The organism is Embleya sp. NPDC055664, from assembly GCF_053618075.1.
The window spans coordinates 65,243-80,510 of the sequence record NZ_JBSHGZ010000006.1 but is presented as its reverse complement, the minus strand read 5'-3'; the positions used below and the strand labels follow the sequence as shown (position 1 = coordinate 80,510).

At 66.9% G+C, this 15,268-nt stretch carries 17 protein-coding genes; 11 read left to right on the top strand and 6 right to left on the bottom strand.

Annotated elements, in window-relative coordinates:
* Positions 1-27: 27 nt before the first annotated feature.
* Together rodA and ACWGR4_RS12780 are read left to right on the top strand one after the other, a co-directional pair.
* Entirely contained in the window at positions 28-1,206 is a 1,179-nt protein-coding gene (gene rodA / locus ACWGR4_RS12785) for a rod shape-determining protein RodA (protein WP_452128390.1), read from the top strand.
* A gap of 166 nt (positions 1,207-1,372) precedes the next feature.
* Positions 1,373-3,319 (top strand): TIGR03960 family B12-binding radical SAM protein, encoded by a 1,947-nt coding sequence (locus ACWGR4_RS12780; RefSeq protein ID WP_452128349.1) that lies wholly within the window; start codon positions 1,373-1,375, stop codon positions 3,317-3,319.
* Positions 3,320-3,517: 198 nt separating this feature from the next.
* On the opposite strand, the gene ACWGR4_RS12775 is transcribed toward ACWGR4_RS12780, so the two are convergent.
* Complete coding sequence (locus ACWGR4_RS12775) at positions 3,518-3,712, bottom strand: DUF397 domain-containing protein (RefSeq protein WP_439675008.1); 195 nt, start codon at positions 3,710-3,712, stop codon at positions 3,518-3,520.
* Positions 3,709-4,536, bottom strand: coding sequence for a helix-turn-helix domain-containing protein (locus ACWGR4_RS12770; RefSeq protein WP_452128350.1), 828 nt, complete (start codon positions 4,534-4,536; stop codon positions 3,709-3,711). The genes ACWGR4_RS12775 and ACWGR4_RS12770 overlap by 4 nt, the downstream gene beginning before the upstream one ends.
* 127 nt (positions 4,537-4,663) lie before the next feature.
* Between ACWGR4_RS12770 and ACWGR4_RS12765 the strand changes: the two genes are divergently transcribed.
* From ACWGR4_RS12765 to ACWGR4_RS12750, 4 genes are all read left to right on the top strand, one after another.
* The gene (locus tag ACWGR4_RS12765) at positions 4,664-4,948 is read left to right on the top strand and encodes a hypothetical protein (RefSeq protein WP_452128351.1); all 285 of its coding nucleotides are present in this window, start codon (positions 4,664-4,666) and stop codon (positions 4,946-4,948) included.
* A gap of 186 nt (positions 4,949-5,134) precedes the next feature.
* Positions 5,135-5,413: a hypothetical protein gene (locus tag ACWGR4_RS12760; RefSeq protein ID WP_452128352.1), complete on the top strand. Its 279-nt coding sequence runs from the start codon at positions 5,135-5,137 to the stop codon at positions 5,411-5,413.
* The gene (locus ACWGR4_RS12755; protein ID WP_452128353.1) at positions 5,406-6,362 is read left to right on the top strand and encodes an MvdC/MvdD family ATP grasp protein; all 957 of its coding nucleotides are present in this window, start codon (positions 5,406-5,408) and stop codon (positions 6,360-6,362) included. The genes ACWGR4_RS12760 and ACWGR4_RS12755 overlap by 8 nt, the downstream gene beginning before the upstream one ends.
* Positions 6,359-7,468, top strand: coding sequence for a methyltransferase domain-containing protein (locus ACWGR4_RS12750; RefSeq protein WP_452128354.1), 1,110 nt, complete (start codon positions 6,359-6,361; stop codon positions 7,466-7,468). The genes ACWGR4_RS12755 and ACWGR4_RS12750 overlap by 4 nt, the downstream gene beginning before the upstream one ends.
* A 183-nt stretch (positions 7,469-7,651) precedes the next feature.
* Here the strand turns inward: ACWGR4_RS12750 and ACWGR4_RS12745 are convergent, their stop codons facing one another.
* Positions 7,652-8,047, bottom strand: coding sequence for a PPOX class F420-dependent oxidoreductase (locus tag ACWGR4_RS12745; RefSeq protein ID WP_452128355.1), 396 nt, complete (start codon positions 8,045-8,047; stop codon positions 7,652-7,654).
* Positions 8,048-8,162: 115 nt separating this feature from the next.
* Here ACWGR4_RS12745 and ACWGR4_RS12740 point away from each other — a divergent pair, with 115 nt between their 5' ends.
* Entirely contained in the window at positions 8,163-8,546 is a 384-nt protein-coding gene (locus ACWGR4_RS12740; protein WP_452128356.1) for a winged helix-turn-helix transcriptional regulator, read from the top strand.
* 20 nt (positions 8,547-8,566) lie between these two features.
* Here ACWGR4_RS12740 and ACWGR4_RS12735 read toward each other — a convergent pair whose 3' ends face one another.
* Complete coding sequence (locus ACWGR4_RS12735) at positions 8,567-9,472, bottom strand: alpha/beta hydrolase family protein (protein WP_452128357.1); 906 nt, start codon at positions 9,470-9,472, stop codon at positions 8,567-8,569.
* Positions 9,473-9,561: 89 nt separating this feature from the next.
* On the opposite strand from ACWGR4_RS12735, the gene ACWGR4_RS12730 reads away from it, so the two are divergent.
* Positions 9,562-9,933: a MerR family transcriptional regulator gene (locus ACWGR4_RS12730; RefSeq protein ID WP_452128358.1), complete on the top strand. Its 372-nt coding sequence runs from the start codon at positions 9,562-9,564 to the stop codon at positions 9,931-9,933.
* Between the two features lie 18 nt (positions 9,934-9,951).
* Here ACWGR4_RS12730 and ACWGR4_RS12725 read toward each other — a convergent pair whose 3' ends face one another.
* Positions 9,952-10,437 (bottom strand): NUDIX domain-containing protein, encoded by a 486-nt coding sequence (locus tag ACWGR4_RS12725; protein WP_452128359.1) that lies wholly within the window; start codon positions 10,435-10,437, stop codon positions 9,952-9,954.
* 38 nt (positions 10,438-10,475) lie between these two features.
* A complete protein-coding gene (locus ACWGR4_RS12720) occupies positions 10,476-11,831 on the bottom strand; it encodes a tetratricopeptide repeat protein (protein ID WP_452128360.1) in 1,356 nt (451 codons plus the stop codon).
* 1,044 nt (positions 11,832-12,875) lie between these two features.
* On the opposite strand from ACWGR4_RS12720, the gene tgmA reads away from it, so the two are divergent.
* Genes tgmA through ACWGR4_RS12705 form a run of 3 tightly spaced genes read left to right on the top strand, consistent with a single transcriptional unit; the run spans position 12,876 to position 15,240 of the window.
* Positions 12,876-13,091, top strand: a complete 216-nt coding sequence (gene tgmA / locus ACWGR4_RS12715; RefSeq protein ID WP_452128361.1) for a putative ATP-grasp-modified RiPP — start codon at positions 12,876-12,878, stop codon at positions 13,089-13,091.
* Positions 13,092-13,105: 14 nt separating this feature from the next.
* Positions 13,106-14,047 carry an ATP-grasp ribosomal peptide maturase gene (gene tgmB / locus ACWGR4_RS12710; RefSeq protein WP_452128362.1) on the top strand — a complete coding sequence of 314 codons (942 nt, stop codon included), beginning with the start codon at positions 13,106-13,108 and terminating at the stop codon, positions 14,045-14,047.
* A complete protein-coding gene (locus ACWGR4_RS12705) occupies positions 14,044-15,240 on the top strand; it encodes an ATP-grasp peptide maturase system methyltransferase (protein WP_452128363.1) in 1,197 nt (398 codons plus the stop codon). The genes tgmB and ACWGR4_RS12705 overlap by 4 nt, the downstream gene beginning before the upstream one ends.
* Positions 15,241-15,268 lie beyond the last annotated feature (28 nt).

The window sequence follows — 15,268 nt, the reverse complement described above, 5'->3', positions numbered from 1 at the left end:
ACACCGGACCTGGGCCGCCTGGCACCGGTGTTCACCCCGCGCCGGTCGATCACCCGGCAGATCATCCAGCGCGACGCGCCGGTGCGCCGGTTGGACTGGCTGCTGCTCGGCCCGGCGCTGGTGTTGTCGGGGGTGGGCTCGCTGCTGGTCTGGTCGGCGACCCGCAATCGGCGCGGACTCACCGGCGGCGATCCGCAGTTCTTCTTCAAGCGGCACCTGCTCAACCTGGTGATCGGGCTGGTGCTGGCCACGGCGGTGGCGATAATCGGTCACCGTCGGATCCGGGCGTTCTCCCCGATAGTGGCGATCGTGGCGCTGTTCGGGTTGTTCGCGGCGCTGAGCCCGCTGGGCAGCACGGTCAACGGAGCACGGGCGTGGATCCAGATCGGTGGCGGCTTCTCGCTGCAACCGGCCGAGCTGGTCAAGATCGGGATCATCCTGTGCATGGGGATGATCCTGTCCGAGCGGGTGGACACCGGGGACCTGGCCAGACCGGGCGACAAGGCCGTGTTCTGGGCGCTCGTGGTGGCCGCGCTGCCGATGGCGGTGATCATGCTGATGCCCGACATGGGGTCGGTCATGGTGATCGCGATGATCGTGCTGTGCGTGCTGCTCGCCTCCGGCGCGCGGGCGCGCTGGATGGTGCTGATGTTCGCTCTCGCCGGGGCCGGCGCGGCGGCGGTGGTGCACTTCGGGCTGCTCAGCGAGTACCAGATCGACCGATTCCGGGCCTTCGCCGACCCGAGCTTCGATCCGGGGGGCGTCGGCTACAACACGGCCATGGCGCGCCTGGCGATCGGCTCGGGCGGGCTGACCGGGCAGGGGCTGTTCCAGGGCGAGCAGACGAGTGGTTCGTATGTACCCGAACAGCAGACCGACTTCGTCTTCTCGGTGGCCGGCGAGGAACTGGGCTTCGTCGGCAGCGCGGTGATCATCGGGTTGTTCGCGCTGCTGCTGTGGCGCGGTATCCGGATCGCGCTGCACGCCGACGACCTGTTCGGCACGATCGTGGCGGCGGGTGTGGTCGGCTGGTTTGCGTTCCAGGCGTTCGAGAACATGGGGATGAACCTCGGCATCATGCCGGTGGCCGGGCTGCCGCTGCCGTTCGTCTCCTACGGCGGATCGTCGATGTTCGCCGTGTGGATGGGGATAGGGCTGTTGCAGTCGGTGCACATGAGACACGCCGGCGCCTTCAAATCCGCCTGATCGTACTGGTCGCACCCCTGATCGCACCCCTGATCGCATCCTGTGCGGGCGGACTCTCGCCGACATCTCGGTAGGGGGTCCGCCCGTGTCGCGTTAGGCTGGGAGGTCGATCACCCTTCCCGCACCGAGGTGGTCGATCCCTCCCCGCACTCCCGGAAGGACCGCCATGCCCGTCGAGTCCCTGTTCCCGCGTCTGGAGCCGCTTCTGCCCCAGGTGCAGAAGCCCATCCAGTACGTCGGTGGCGAACTCAACTCGACCGTCAAGGACTGGGACGCGTGCGCGGTCCGCTGGGCCCTGATGTACCCCGACGCGTACGAGGTCGGGCTGCCCAACCAGGGCGTGATGATCCTGTACGAGGTCCTCAACGAGGTCGCCGACGTGCTCGCGGAGCGCACCTACGCGGTGTGGGGCGACCTGGAAAAGCTGATGCGCGAGCACGAGGTGCCGCAGTTCACGGTGGACGCGCACCGGCCCGTCGGCGCGTTCGACGTGTTCGGCCTCAGCTTCTCCACCGAGCTGGGCTACACGAACATGCTCAACGCGCTCGACCTCGCCGGCATCCCGATCGAGGCCAAGGACCGCACCGAGGACCACCCGATCGTGCTCGCCGGCGGGCACGCCGCGTTCAACCCCGAGCCGATCGCGGACTTCATCGACTGCGCGGTGGTGGGTGACGGCGAGCAGGCCGTGCTCCAGATCACCGACATCATCCGGGCCTGGAAGGCCGAGGGTCGGCCGGGCGGTCGGGACGAGCTGCTGTTCCGCCTCGCGGTCACGGGCAGTGTGTACGTGCCGCGCTTCTACGACGTGGACTACCTGGAGGACGGCCGGATCCAGCGGGTCGCGCCGAACCGCTCGGGCGTGCCGTGGCGGGTGTCCAAGCACACCGTGATGGACCTGGACGAGTGGCCCTACCCCAAGCAGCCGCTGGTCCCGCTCGCCGAGACAGTGCACGAGCGCATGTCCGTGGAGATCTTCCGCGGCTGCACCCGGGGCTGCCGGTTCTGCCAGGCCGGCATGATCACCCGGCCGGTGCGCGAGCGCAGCATCGAGGGCATCGGCGCGATGGTGGACAAGGGCCTGAAGGCGACCGGCTTCGAGGAGGTCGGCCTGCTGTCGTTGTCCTCCGCGGACCACACCGAGATCGCCGAGGTGGCCAAGGGCCTGGCCGACCGGTACACCGACGACAAGATCGGCCTGTCGCTGCCGTCCACCCGGGTCGACGCGTTCAACATCGACCTGGCCAACGAGTTGACCCGCAACGGGCGCCGCTCGGGCCTGACGTTCGCCCCCGAGGGCGGTAGCGAACGGCTGCGCAAGGTGATCAACAAGATGGTGTCGGAGGAGGACCTGATCCGCACCGTCGCCACCGCCTACGGCAACGGCTGGCGCCAGGTCAAGCTCTACTTCATGGTCGGCCTGCCCACCGAGACCGACGAGGACGTGCTGCAGATCGCGGACATGGCCAAGAAGGTCATCCAAAAGGGCCGCGAGGTCTCGGGCAGCCGCGACATCCGCTGCACGGTGTCGATCGGCGGGTTCGTCCCCAAGCCGCACACCCCGTTCCAGTGGGCCCCGCAGCTGGACCCGGCGGCCACCGACGCGCGGCTGCACAAGCTGCGCGACGCGATCCGCGCGGACCGGCAGTACGGCAAGTCGATCGGCTTCCGCTACCACGACGGCAAGCCGGGCGCGATCGAGGGCCTGCTCTCGCGGGGCGACCGCCGGGTGGGCCGGATCATCCGCGCGGTGTGGGAGGACGGCGGGCGCTTCGACGGGTGGAGCGAACACTTCAGCTACGACCGCTGGGTGCGCTGCGCGGGCGAGGCGCTGGCCGACGAGCCGGTCGACCTGGACTGGTACACCACGCGCGAGCGCGAGTGGAACGAGGTGCTCCCGTGGGACCACCTGGACTCCGGCCTGGACAAGGACTGGCTCTGGGAGGACTGGCAGGACGCCCTCGACGAAACCGAGGTCGAAGACTGCCGCTGGAGCCCCTGCTTCGACTGCGGCGTGTGCCCGCAGATGGGCACGGAGATCCAAATCGGCCCGACGGGGCAGAAGCTGCTGCCGCTGTCGGTCGTCAAGCAGCCGGCCGGCACCCAGAGCTGACGGCTGTGAGCGAGGAGGCGATCCAGCGCATCGCGCGGATGCCCCTGCCGGCACCGCCGGCCGGCTCGGACGTGACCAGCACGATCGAGTGGGTCTAGCCGCGAAATAACGAGGGCCTTCCGATTATTCGGTCATACCGGATTCGGAAGGCCCTCGTTCATTCGAAGCTCGCTTAGTGCGCGAACCGTCACGCCGCCATCAGCGCGGTGCCCTGATTGCCTTCAACATCGCCGACCATGACGCAGGGTTCACGGCGATGTGGCCGATCGAGGGATCCTTGGAGTCCAGTACGCCGACGCCCTCTGTCAAGAGTGCCGACGCAACACACTGGCCCTGGTTGCCGCTGTACGAGGACGTGCGCCAGACACTGGGTGGGGCGGTAGGCGTGATCACGATTGGTACTCCATCAGTAGTTCATTCAGCCACTTGAGGGATTCAGCCGGTGAGAGCGAAACCGACTTGACCAGATCGTAGCGACGCTCGTACTCGTGCACCTCACTCTCGCGATGGAGCAGCGAGCCACGGTCCATTGTCTCCACATAGGCCGATTCCCCGCGGTGTGGTGTTGTCAGCAGGACGAAGCTGCCGTTCATGCAGGCGTGTACTCCGACCGCGAGGATCTGTATGACGCAGTTGGGTAGATGCGCCACATCAATGAGGTGGGCGATCTGCTCCCGGGCGTTGTCCCGGCGCAGCCCGGACACACCACGGACGGCAGCCTCCGTGACCACGACCCAGACCTGGGGCGGATCCGATCGAGTCAAAATCTCCCGGCGGGCCATTCGATCCGCGATTCGATCTTCAATCGGCATCCGCGCAACGTCCAGCGGGCGTGCCGCCTCGAAGAGGGCCCGCGCGTACGCTTCGGTCTGCATCAATCCCGGCAGAGCCTGAACATCGAAGAAGCGCAGCCGCTTTGCCGAGCGTTCGGCGTTCAAGTAGCCCTTGAACCAGGACGGTGAACCCATCGCCTCCTGCTCGATCAATCGATGGATCCGTAGCAGCAGACCCTCGGCACCGACGAGTGGGTCGACCGCCCGAGTGAAGTCCGTCGAAGGCCGCCGCTCCCCCCGCTCAATCATGAACAACAAAGACGGTGTGCAGTGACCCGCCTCGGACACGTCTTCGGGGCTCACCCCTGCGGATTTCCGCAATCTCCGCAGCTCGCAGCCGTACAACTTCCTGGGGTTGTCTGGCAGTTCAGCATCTACGGACACGTTGACTCCGATCGCTGCACAGTTTCCGGGTGTGTACTGCGCATGCCTTCAGATCGTAGGTCCGCACTGTCGATGATGTCTCTCAGAGTGTCCGACTCACTACTGGCGGCAACTGAGAGGTTCAGTCATGTCCATGGAGCAGCAGGCGAAATCGATCTACCCTCAGGATCCGCGCGAGTGGACGTCGGAGGACGTTGCGCGGTTCTGGTTGGAGAACCGGCACAAGCCGGTGATCGACCGAGTGAGCGGCCAGGAAGGGGAGTTCGTGGACGTGATCAACTCCCTGGCGTATGTGCGACGGGACGACGCTCGCGAGTTCGAGACGCACTGCGGCAACCTCAGGGTTCTGTTGCCCACCGGCCTCAGCACTCGGCATGAGCATTCGGAGGAACCGGCCGACAAGAGGCCGTGACCGAACTCCCGTGCCGTTGAAAGCAGCACGAGGCCCTCCCTGGAACAACGGGCCAGGCGGTCCGTTGAAAGCGGAAAGCCATGTCCCCCTTCGAAGGTTTGATGGTCCGCACCGCCACCGCAGGCAACGATGAAAAGCGCAGGGTCACGATCACAGCCGATCGATCAGTAGAGAGGACGTACGACGATGCAGAAGGTCATCGAAGCGCAAGTCCCGCAGGCAGCGGACACCGATCTCCTCGTCCCCCTCCACGTGGACTACGGGACGTCGGTGCCGAACGACACCACGTTCCCGGGAAACGTAACCCTCGACGAGGGCAGGAAGATCACTCTCGTGGACGGTGTACCGATCATCGAGAGCGGGGTGGTTGTGTCCATGGCAATCACGTCCTCCGACGTCACCTCGGACGGAAAGCAGGGGGCGGTCGACAAGGGAGTGGCGGACGACGCCACCCCCAATGCCTGAGTCGAGAATCCTCGTCGCCACCGGCCCGCTCGACGCCACCGCCGATTTCGTGATCGAAGAACTCAATCGGCGTCGTGTTGCGCTCGCGCGCATCGACACCGGTGCGTTCCCGGACTCGGTGAACCTCTCGGCGACGTTCGGGCCGGCTGGCTGGCGAGGCAAGCTCTCGGAAGGGTCCAGGGCCATGCGCCTGGAAGACCTGCGCGTGGTCTACTGGCGCCGCCCGTCCGCCTTTCCGGCGGACAGCGTCCAGGCTGGGCCATCCCGGGAGTTCGCCTCCCTGGAAGCCCGGAGCGGCATGATGGGCGTGCTGTACTCACTCTCCGATGTCACGTGGGTGAACCACCCTCTCGCAATCGCGGCTTGCACCAAGCCCGCACAACTCGCCGCGTTCGTCACGGCCGGCCTGCCCGTTCCGGATACCTGGATCGGCAACACGCCCCAGGACCACCGCAGCTTCTGCCAAAAGGGGCCGGCCGTATCGAAGACCTTGGGCCCGATCACCTATGACGCGCCAGAGGGCTATCAGGTGCTCTACGCGGCACGAGTCCCACCGGAGCACTACGGCCACCCACGAGCACGGGCGACCGCCAACTTCCTTCAACGCGAGATCGAGCAGAAGGTGGCGGAGTACCGCGTTGCGGTGGTGGACGATCGTTTGTTCATCAGCGAGGCGACCACCGCGGGCCCGTACCTCGATATCCGTGCGGTCGACCGCGAAGCCGTCACGTACAGGCCCGGAACGCTGCCGGAAGCGGTGTGCGACGGCATTCGTACCGTAACCCGCCGCTTCGGTCTGGTGTTTGCCGCCTGGGACCTCGTGCAGGATGCCGCGGGCAGGATCTGGGCGCTGGAGCTGAACCCGAATGGCCAGTGGGCGTTCACACCGGAGCGGGACGACATCTGCCGAGCCATCGCCGACTACCTGGAGGAAGCCGCAAGCACATGACAACACTCGACGACGAAGCAACCACGCGGCGCATGGCCATGGTCGACGAACTGACCGCCAGCGACCATGCACTCCGGCCCGACGTAGCCGACGCATTCCGGAAGGAGCCCCGGCACGCCTACGTACGTCGGTTCACACGCAGCCACCTCGTCGAGGGGGCATGGGTTTCCGAGGAGGTGAACGATGCACACCCCGACTGGCTTGCCGAGGTCTATCGGGATCAGGTACTCCTCACCTCGACCTGGCCCACCATGTCCTCGTCCACGGTGCCCTCGCTCATGGCCGACATGCTGGATGCCCTCGATGTGCACCCCGGCACGTCGGTAACCGAGATCGGCACGGGAACGGGCTACAACGCGGGACTCCTGGGTCGGCTCGTGGGGGACGAAAACGTTCTTTCCATCGACGTTGCTCCGGAACTGGTTTCCGCCGCGCGAGCCGCACTCGAGGCCACCGGGCACGACAAGATCACTGTCATCTGCGGTGACGGCTCAAGCTCCGACGTGGTGAAGCCCAACAGCACCGATCGGCTGATCGCCACCTGCGGCGTGAGCACCCTCCCTGCCGCATGGCGTCAAGCAGTTCGTCCCGGCGGCATCATCGTCGTTCCGCTGGGGGCGGGCATCGCCGTCCTTGACGTCGACGAGCAGCACGCGGCAAGCGGTGCATTCCTGTCGACCGGTGCGTACTTCATGAGCTTGCGCCCCGCCAATGGCGCCCCCTTGATGCCGCGCCCCGACAATCCGGAGGGGCCGGCGGAGTCCTGCACGATGGCGGTGGCGGCATGGGCCGACAGCGAGTTCACATTCCTGGTGTCCTTTTCGTTGGGGCTGGACGAGGTCCTGACCGATACCTCGTTGTCGGGTGCCCTGACCATGTGGCACAGGGACGGCTCGATCGCGACCGTCACCGCGGAGGGAACCGCACGCCAAGCCGGGCCGCGGCGACTGGCCGATCTGCTGGGCCGGCTATGGGACGACTACCAGGCGCACGGCCGACCGTCGCGCAGTGCGTATCGCATCGCGGTGAGTCCCGACGGGACGCACACCGTAAGTGCTCAATGCCCAAGCGGGCCATGGGCAGTACTCCCGCCCTGCGTCGAGTAGCCCCCCCGAGAGGGATCAAGTTGCGCCGCGCCGATGCAGACACGCTGACGGGCCGCACGTGGCTATTCCGCGAACCGCATTGGCGAGCGATGGGCACGGAGATCCGGATCGACCCGACGGGGGCAGAAGTTGTTGCCGCTGTCGGTCGTCAAGTAGCGGGTCGCCGACCGGGGTTCGGGCAGCTCAGACGGAGAAGCTGTTCACCCTGGTCGGCGTCACGCGGACGATTACTCGGGCGATGGTTTCGGGCTCCGGCGGTGGGGCCTCGCCCAGGTACCTGAGCGAGAGCGCGAGCGGGAGCTCCTTCGTCGGGTCCGGGACGATCTCGGCGGTGCCGCGCAACTCGACCGAGTGGTACGGGTTTTCCAGGTCGAAGACGTTGATGCTGACGCGCGGGTCGCGGCGGAGGTTGCGGACCTTCGCCCGGCCGTCGGTCGCGGAGAACACGACGGTGTCCCCGTCGCGTTGGAACCAGACGACCGAGGACTGCGGGCCGCCGTCGGCGTTGAGCGTCGAGACGGTGGCGAAGTTCTTGGCGTCGAGGAGCTTGCGGGTCGCGTCGTCGAGCGTGGGGGACATGGGTGCTCCCGGTTCCGTGGGTTTGGGGTGTGCGCTTGAGGTGTTCGCTTGGTGCACTTCTTGTTACGGGACACATCCTCCGTGACCATGGAGGCCGACGAAAGAAGGCACTTTCATGTCACAGCGGAACATCTGTGTAACGGAGCCGGCCGAGGTCACCCAGGCCTGCCGCGTGCTGGACGTGCTCAACCGGGTAGCGGGCAAGTGGAGCATCAGCGTCCTGATGGAGGTCCGCAACGGCCCGGTGCGCTTCACCGAGTTGGAGCGCGCCATCCACGGCATCAGCCGCCGCATGCTCACGCTGACGCTCCGCAGCCTGGAACGCGATGGCCTGCTGACGCGCACGGTGTACCCGACGGTGCCGCCGAAGGTCGAGTACGAGGCGACCGTGATGGCGAGGGAGCTGTTCGAGTACCTGTCCGGCCTCACCGCCTGGGCCGAACGCCACGAGCCGGCGATGACGGCGTCGCGGGAGGCGTACGACCGCGCGGAGGGGTGAGCGCGGGCGGCGCGGGGGAGTCACTTGGATTCGATGCGTCCCATGGGTGTGCCGTTCTTTGCTTCCGCCCAGTCGGCGTCGTCGATGCCGAGGGCGTGCCGGAGGTAGGCGAGGGTGACCAGTTGGATCAGGGCCACACGCTCGGGGTTCTCGTCCGTCGTCTCCCGGACCTCGTAGCCGGCGATCCCGCCGAGGGAGTGCTCTGCCCCGAAGAGGGTGAGCAGGCTCTTGGGCGCGGGGCTGAGGTGGTATGGGTCGGCGAGCCACTCCGGGCCTCGGACGGACAGTGGCGACTCGTCGTGGTCTCCGGCGACGACGAGGGCGGGCGCGGTCATGTGGGCGAAGTCCGGGCCCTTCAGCCACGGGAGGTTCTCGGCGGCGAAGGGCGTCAGGTCGTTGCCGCCCCTGCCGGCCGTGGCGAGCAGGACACCGGCCTTGACCCGCGAGTCGGACAGGTCCTCGGCGTTGCCGGTCACCGGGTCGAGGACACGCAGGCCCAACAGAATGCCCGCCGTCTGCCCGCCGAAGGAGTGCCCGGCGGCGGCAATGCGGCTTCGATCGAGGCGCCCACCAAGCCCGGGAACGGCCGCCTCCAGCAGATCGAGCCGGTCGAGGACGAGCCGCATGTCCCCGACCCGGGAGCGCCAGAGTTGCGGCCTGCGGGGGTCGTCCTGGGGAAGGCCAACGGTCCTGGAGTCGAGGTGGGTGGGCTGAATCACCACGAAGCCGTGCGCGGCCCAGAAGTCGGCGAGCGGCCCATAGCCGTGCAACGACGACCCGAAGCCGTGCGAGAAGACGACGATCGGCAGCCCACTCCCACCAACCGGCGCGGAAACCCGCACCCGCAGATCCACACCCCGATCGGGCGCCACCAGGACGACGGGCTGTACCGAGACGACGGGGGAGGCCACATCCGAGCTGAGCATGAGCGAACTTCCTTCGCGGAGCGGACAAGCAGTCGCGAGCTACGCTAAAACCTGACGCCCACGTCAGAGGCAAGCAGTGGAGAGACGCAATGCGCATCGGCGAACTGGCCACGAGCACAGGCGTCAGCGTCCGAGCGCTGCGCTACTACGAGGAACAAAACCTGCTCACCTCGGACCGCACCCCCAGCGGCCAACGCCAATACCCGGACAGCGCGACAGACCGCGTCCTACTCATCCAACAGCTCTACGCCGCCGGCATCCCCAGCAAGTCGATCGCCGCCCTGTTGCCGTGTGTCGTCAACGGCGAGGCCACCCCGGAACTCCTGACCCGCCTCGCAGCAGAACGCGACCACATAGACACCCGAATCACCGCCCTGACCACGGCCCGAACCAGACTCAACGCCGTCATAGTGGCTGCCACGACGAACCTGCAAACAGGCCAACCCTGCCAACTCCCCTGACCGCCCCGCCGGGCGGTGCTATACGTCGTCCCACCCGTCGACAGCGACCTCGGGGTATTCACCGGCGAGGTACCGCTGCAACGCATACCGAGTCGACGGCACGAACTCGCTCGGCAGGTCGTCGGTGTCGACCCAGGCCACAGCCGAGTGCTTGCCGGGCTCCGCATTGACAGGCTCGCCGTCCCACTCCCTGGCGGCGAACACCAGCACGACAAACCCCTCCGGCGCATCCGGACTGTGCGCGCTATGCGTCACATGCACAAGTCGCAGTGCCTCCGGCGCGACCTTTACCCCAGTCTCCTCATGGAGTTCACGAACAGCCGTGTGCGTAATCGGTTCTCCCGGCGCCCCTTTGCCACTCGGCAGGCTCCACATGCCAGGTGCGAACGCCTTGTTCTCACCCCGCCGCAACAGGACGACCCGCCCGTTCGTCTGATCATGAACGATGACGGAAACAGCAAGCATGACCATCAGCCGCTCATCACCACGGACCCCATCGGACACGCGGTCATTCCTTCCTCTCGGCGCCGGCGTCGAACCGGTCAGGTGGCAAGCAGACCCCGCGCACGTTGGTCGAGGTCGGCCGCGCCCGGTACACGTCGCCGTTTGTAGGTGGTGAGAGTACGCCGCATGGTTGCAACCGCCTCACGGTGCCGGGACGATGCGACACCCCCAAGGTGATTCATTGCCTCACCCCAAGTGGCCACGGCTTCATCCGCGCGTGCCTGCGAAGCGAGCGAGGTGCCGAGATCGACGAAGGTAAGGGCGTGAATACGCCGAAATGCCCCGGGGTCACGCTCGGACAGAGCAGCTCGGTAATGCCGTTCCGTGTTGACGTGATCCCCAAGATCCTTGAGCGTCCTCGCCGTTTGGCTGGCCACTGTGCCCGAGGCCGGGCCGGTAGCCGTCGCATAGGACGGAGTCTGCTCATCTGTGCGGGCTACGGCGTCGGCCGCGTCTAGGAGCGCCCGTGCGGCCTCGGCAGGTCGGCCGGAAGCTGCGCAGGCACGTGCGCGTGTCACGTACAAGACGGCCTGCATACCTCCGTCGACCCGCCCTGATGCGCGTTGCAACGCTTCGGCAGTCAACTCCAGACAGTGGTCGGCGCGCTTGAGGTGGAGCGCTTGATGTGCCAGGACGCGAAGCATCCACGCGCTGTGTCCGAACGGGTCCGCTTCATAGGCGAGTTGAAACGCCGTGAGATAGTAGCGCTGAGCCGCTCCCTCACTCCCGAGGTCATGGAATTTCCAGCCTGCGAGATAAGCGAGTTCGGCAACGGCGCCGAAAGCGTCTCGGCGTACTGCTTCAGATGGGAAACGCCCGGACAACAACGGGGCGGCGGTGTCGGCAAGATACGCCATGACCGTAGTCAGGCCATGGCCCCCGCCGTGACGTTCGTCTGCTGCGCCGAATGCGGCCGTGACGTGGCGAACGGTAGCGATCTCTTCGGCGCCGATAGCAGCACCCGGCCGCCGGGCACGCAACATCCGCGATACGGATTCATGATCGTACGACAGTGGTGCTGCGATCGAGCCGACCGTAAAAGCCGCTGAACTGAGGAAACTTTCCCGCCGCATGCCTGCCCGGCCGAGGTCTATGGCCGCCGTAATCGGATCGACGGTGAGCAGGTGTGAATCGTCGGCCTGCGCCAGGCCGATCTCGACCAACGTGACAGTCCGACCCATGCGCCTCGACAGCGCCTCGGCAAGGTATCGCCGAGTTCGGATGCCGGGCTGGACACCAGTCGTCCAGTGCGCAACGGCGGACTTGTTGGTGTGTAGAAGCTCGCCGTTCTCTGCCGCAATCGCGCGGATCGCCCGCGCGAGTCTTTCGTAAGTCCAGCCGGATTGGGCGATTACGTCCATGAGGTCTGTGTTCGGCGTGCGTGCGGTTGCCATGACTCCCTGAATCCCGGGTTAAACCCGTTAAACCGCCTGCGATCCCCACCAGGGTAGCGACAACCCGTGCGTGGCCGTTGACTGATCGTGACGCCACCGAGGGCGGTGGGATCGGCACTTCATCCGTAGGAGTGATCCATGGGCGTGCTCGAGGGCAGGAGCAGGATGACGTTGAGCGTTTACCGGCTCCTCCCGAATGGTGAACGCGAGGACGTCAAGCCCGCTGTGGACTACGAACTGGGCGACGCGTCACGGTGGTTGCCACGGTGCGCGATCGTTTCGCAGGGCGAAGTGCGGGTTCGGCGGAGGCCGAGCAGTGCCGTCCCGGTTGAGGTGGGCGATGGCCGAGGGCGGGACGGGAGTCCGGTTCGGGCGCGGGCAATACGTGGTCGCGCGTGGCGGGTGGGCGCGGACCTTCGTGGGCGACGACCCCGAGCCGGTCCATCAACAGGTGCCGCGTTGCCGGGTGTTGGACGTGATCGAGCGGCCGGATGGGGTCCACTACCGGGTGCGCGGTTGGTGGGTGGCGCCGTTCCGATTCGTGGTGTCCGGCGACCAACTCGTGCTGCACCCCGACCAGAGAGAGGCCAGGGGACCCGATGGACGTGCGCGATCGACTCGCCGGTCCCGCCCCGGCGCGTGGTAGCGCGCCCCGCACGTTCGCGGGCGCAAGCGGCTCCGGCGGGGCCGAGTTGCTTCCGGCGGTGGTCCGCAGATGTGAACGAGTCGACGGACCGGGGCCGCCACTGGCTCCGCAGGTCGGCCCACTTGCAGTCGGCGATTGGGTGCGGATCAATGCGGACGGTGAGCGCGGCACGCAACCCGACGGCAAGGTCATCGCGGTCGACGTCTTCCCGCCCGGCCGATCCGTGATCGTCCAGCCTCCCGGCCAGGCGATGCCATGGGTCCGATGGGAGCACGAGGTTCACCGAATCCCGATCCCACAGGAACAACCACCAGAGAGGAATGTCGATGCAGAGGTCCACGACAACACCGGCGCACGTGCCGGCACCTGATGCCCCCAAACGGGAAGGAGCCGGCGATGTGACGTCGACGAGCACCGTGTGCGAGCCGTTCGGCATGCGGTATGCCGCCGGCCAGACCAGCGCGCCGATCGACAACGCGGGCGTGACCTATGACCGGGAGTTGCAGATCGCGGTAGCCGCAGACGGTAATCCGTGGGCGTTCAGCGCGCCCAACGACACGAGCAGCGCCACCAACTCCGACAGCCGCAACGACGAGGGCACGGACCTCTGGTAGGGAGCGAGCGCCTAATGGCGGAACACTCGGGCGGGACGGTGCTGGTCCTCACGAACCGGCTCGATCCCACCGCAGACCTGGTCGTCGATCACCTCAATCACCGAGGCGTTCCCGTATTTCGCTGTGACACCGCCGAGTTCCCGACCGATCTCACCCTCTCGGCGACACTTGCGAGTGGCTGGGCAGGGAGTCTCGACGACGGGGTCCGACGTCTCGACCTGGCCGCTGTGCGGTCTGTGTACTTCCGCAGGCCCGAGGAGTTCCGTATGCCCGACGGCGTCTCCGAGGCCGGCCGGCGGTTCGCCGCCGCCCAGTCGCGGGCGGGATTCCTCGGGGTCGTCGGCGCAATCCCCAGCCTGTGGATCAACCACCCCGCACGCGACCTCGAAGCGAACCGCAAGCCCCTGCAACTCGCCGTTGCCAGGCGCTTGGGACTCCGTCCGCCTCGCACGCTGGTGACCAACGACTGCGCGGCGGCGCGCGAGTTCGCCAAGGAGGTTGCCGGACCCGTCATCACGAAGAGTCTCGGGGCGGCCGTCCATACGGTCGTCGTTGATCCTGCCGAGTTCGACGACTCGATTGCCCTCTGCGCCCATCTCTTCCAGGAGTGGGTCGACAAGCGCCACGAGGTGCGGGTGACCGTGGTGGGCGACAGGTTCTTCGCCGTGGAGATCCATGCCGGCTCGGAGGCCGCGAAGGTCGATTGGCGTGCGGACTATTCGAGCCTCAGCTACCAGCCCGCCGTGGTGCCGAAGGATGTGCGTCGACGCGTGATGGCATTCATGGCGCACTTCGGGCTCGTCTTCGGGGCCTTCGACTTCATCGTGACCCCGGACGGGGAATGGCGTTTTCTTGAGGTGAACCCGAACGGCCAGTGGTCGTGGATCGAACACAAGACCGGCATGCCTATTTCGCGCGCCATTGCCGACCTCTTGGAGAAGGGCGACACGGTATGACCGATACTGCCGCGCTGATGGAAGTCCGCGCGCGGTTGCTGCGCGAAAGCCTGGTCCAGGAGCTGGAACAGGATGGTTCGCTGCGTACGGAGGCGTGGCGGAAGGCGCTTCGGGCCGTACCGCGACACGCGTTTGTGCCGACCTTCTTTGCGGATGTGCCGGACGAGCGCGGTGTTACGACGTACCGGGCGGTGAGCCACGAGGCATCGCCCGAAGAGTGGTTGCGCCTGGCGTATGCGAACAGGACGTGGGTGACCCAGCTCGACTACGGGGCGACGCTGCCGACTGATGGTGTGCCGGTCACGGGCACGCCCACCAGTTCGTCCACGCTTCCCTCCACTGTGGTGCGGATGCTGGAAGACCTCGATGTTCAGGACGGGCACAACGTTCTTGAGGTGGGAACGGGTACGGGGTACTCGACGGCACTGCTTTGCGCTCGGCTCGGCGATCGGCGCGTGACGAGCGTTGAGTACGATGCGGGCCTTTCTGCGGTCGACGCCAAGCGGCTGGGGACTTTGGGCTTTCGTCCTGCCCTGGTGGTGGGCGATGGTGCGCTCGGGCATCCGGAGCGGGCGCCGTATCAGCGCATCATTGCCACCTACTCGCCGGACGCCGTGCCGCCGGCCTGGTTGGCGCAGGCGGATCACGACGCTGTACTTGTGCTCTCGCTCACCGGGGCGCTGGGTGCCTACGGGTACGTCAAGTTGCGCATGGTCGAGGATGGGCGTGCCGAAGGGCGGTTCGTTGACTCCGGTGTGTCCTTTATGCCCTCACGTGAGAGTTCGCCGCCGGAGATCGGGCCCATGATGCGGGCGGCGATTGCCGGCAGGGCGGCGGCGAGCGGGCGTGCTACTCGGGTTGCTGCCGACGTGCTTGACGATCCGGCTTTCCTGTGGGCGGCGCAGCTTGCCCTCCCGGGCACGATTCGCCTTCGCTACTCCGCCGCGCGTGAGGTGACGGGGCGCTGGTTCCTCCACCCGGATGGGTCGTGGGCGGTCGTGGAGGCCGACGCCGCAGGCACGGGCAGGCTGTACGAGGGCGGAACTCGGCCGTTGGGAAGCAACGTCGAAGCGGTGATGGCTTCTTGGTTGTCGAATGGCCGACCGGGCATGGGGCGGTATGGGCTTACGGTCACGTCGCGGGCCAACGTGGTGTGGCTGGATGGCCCGGCTGGCGACTCCTGGATCCTCTGACGCAACGGGAAGGCCCCGACCACGGGTG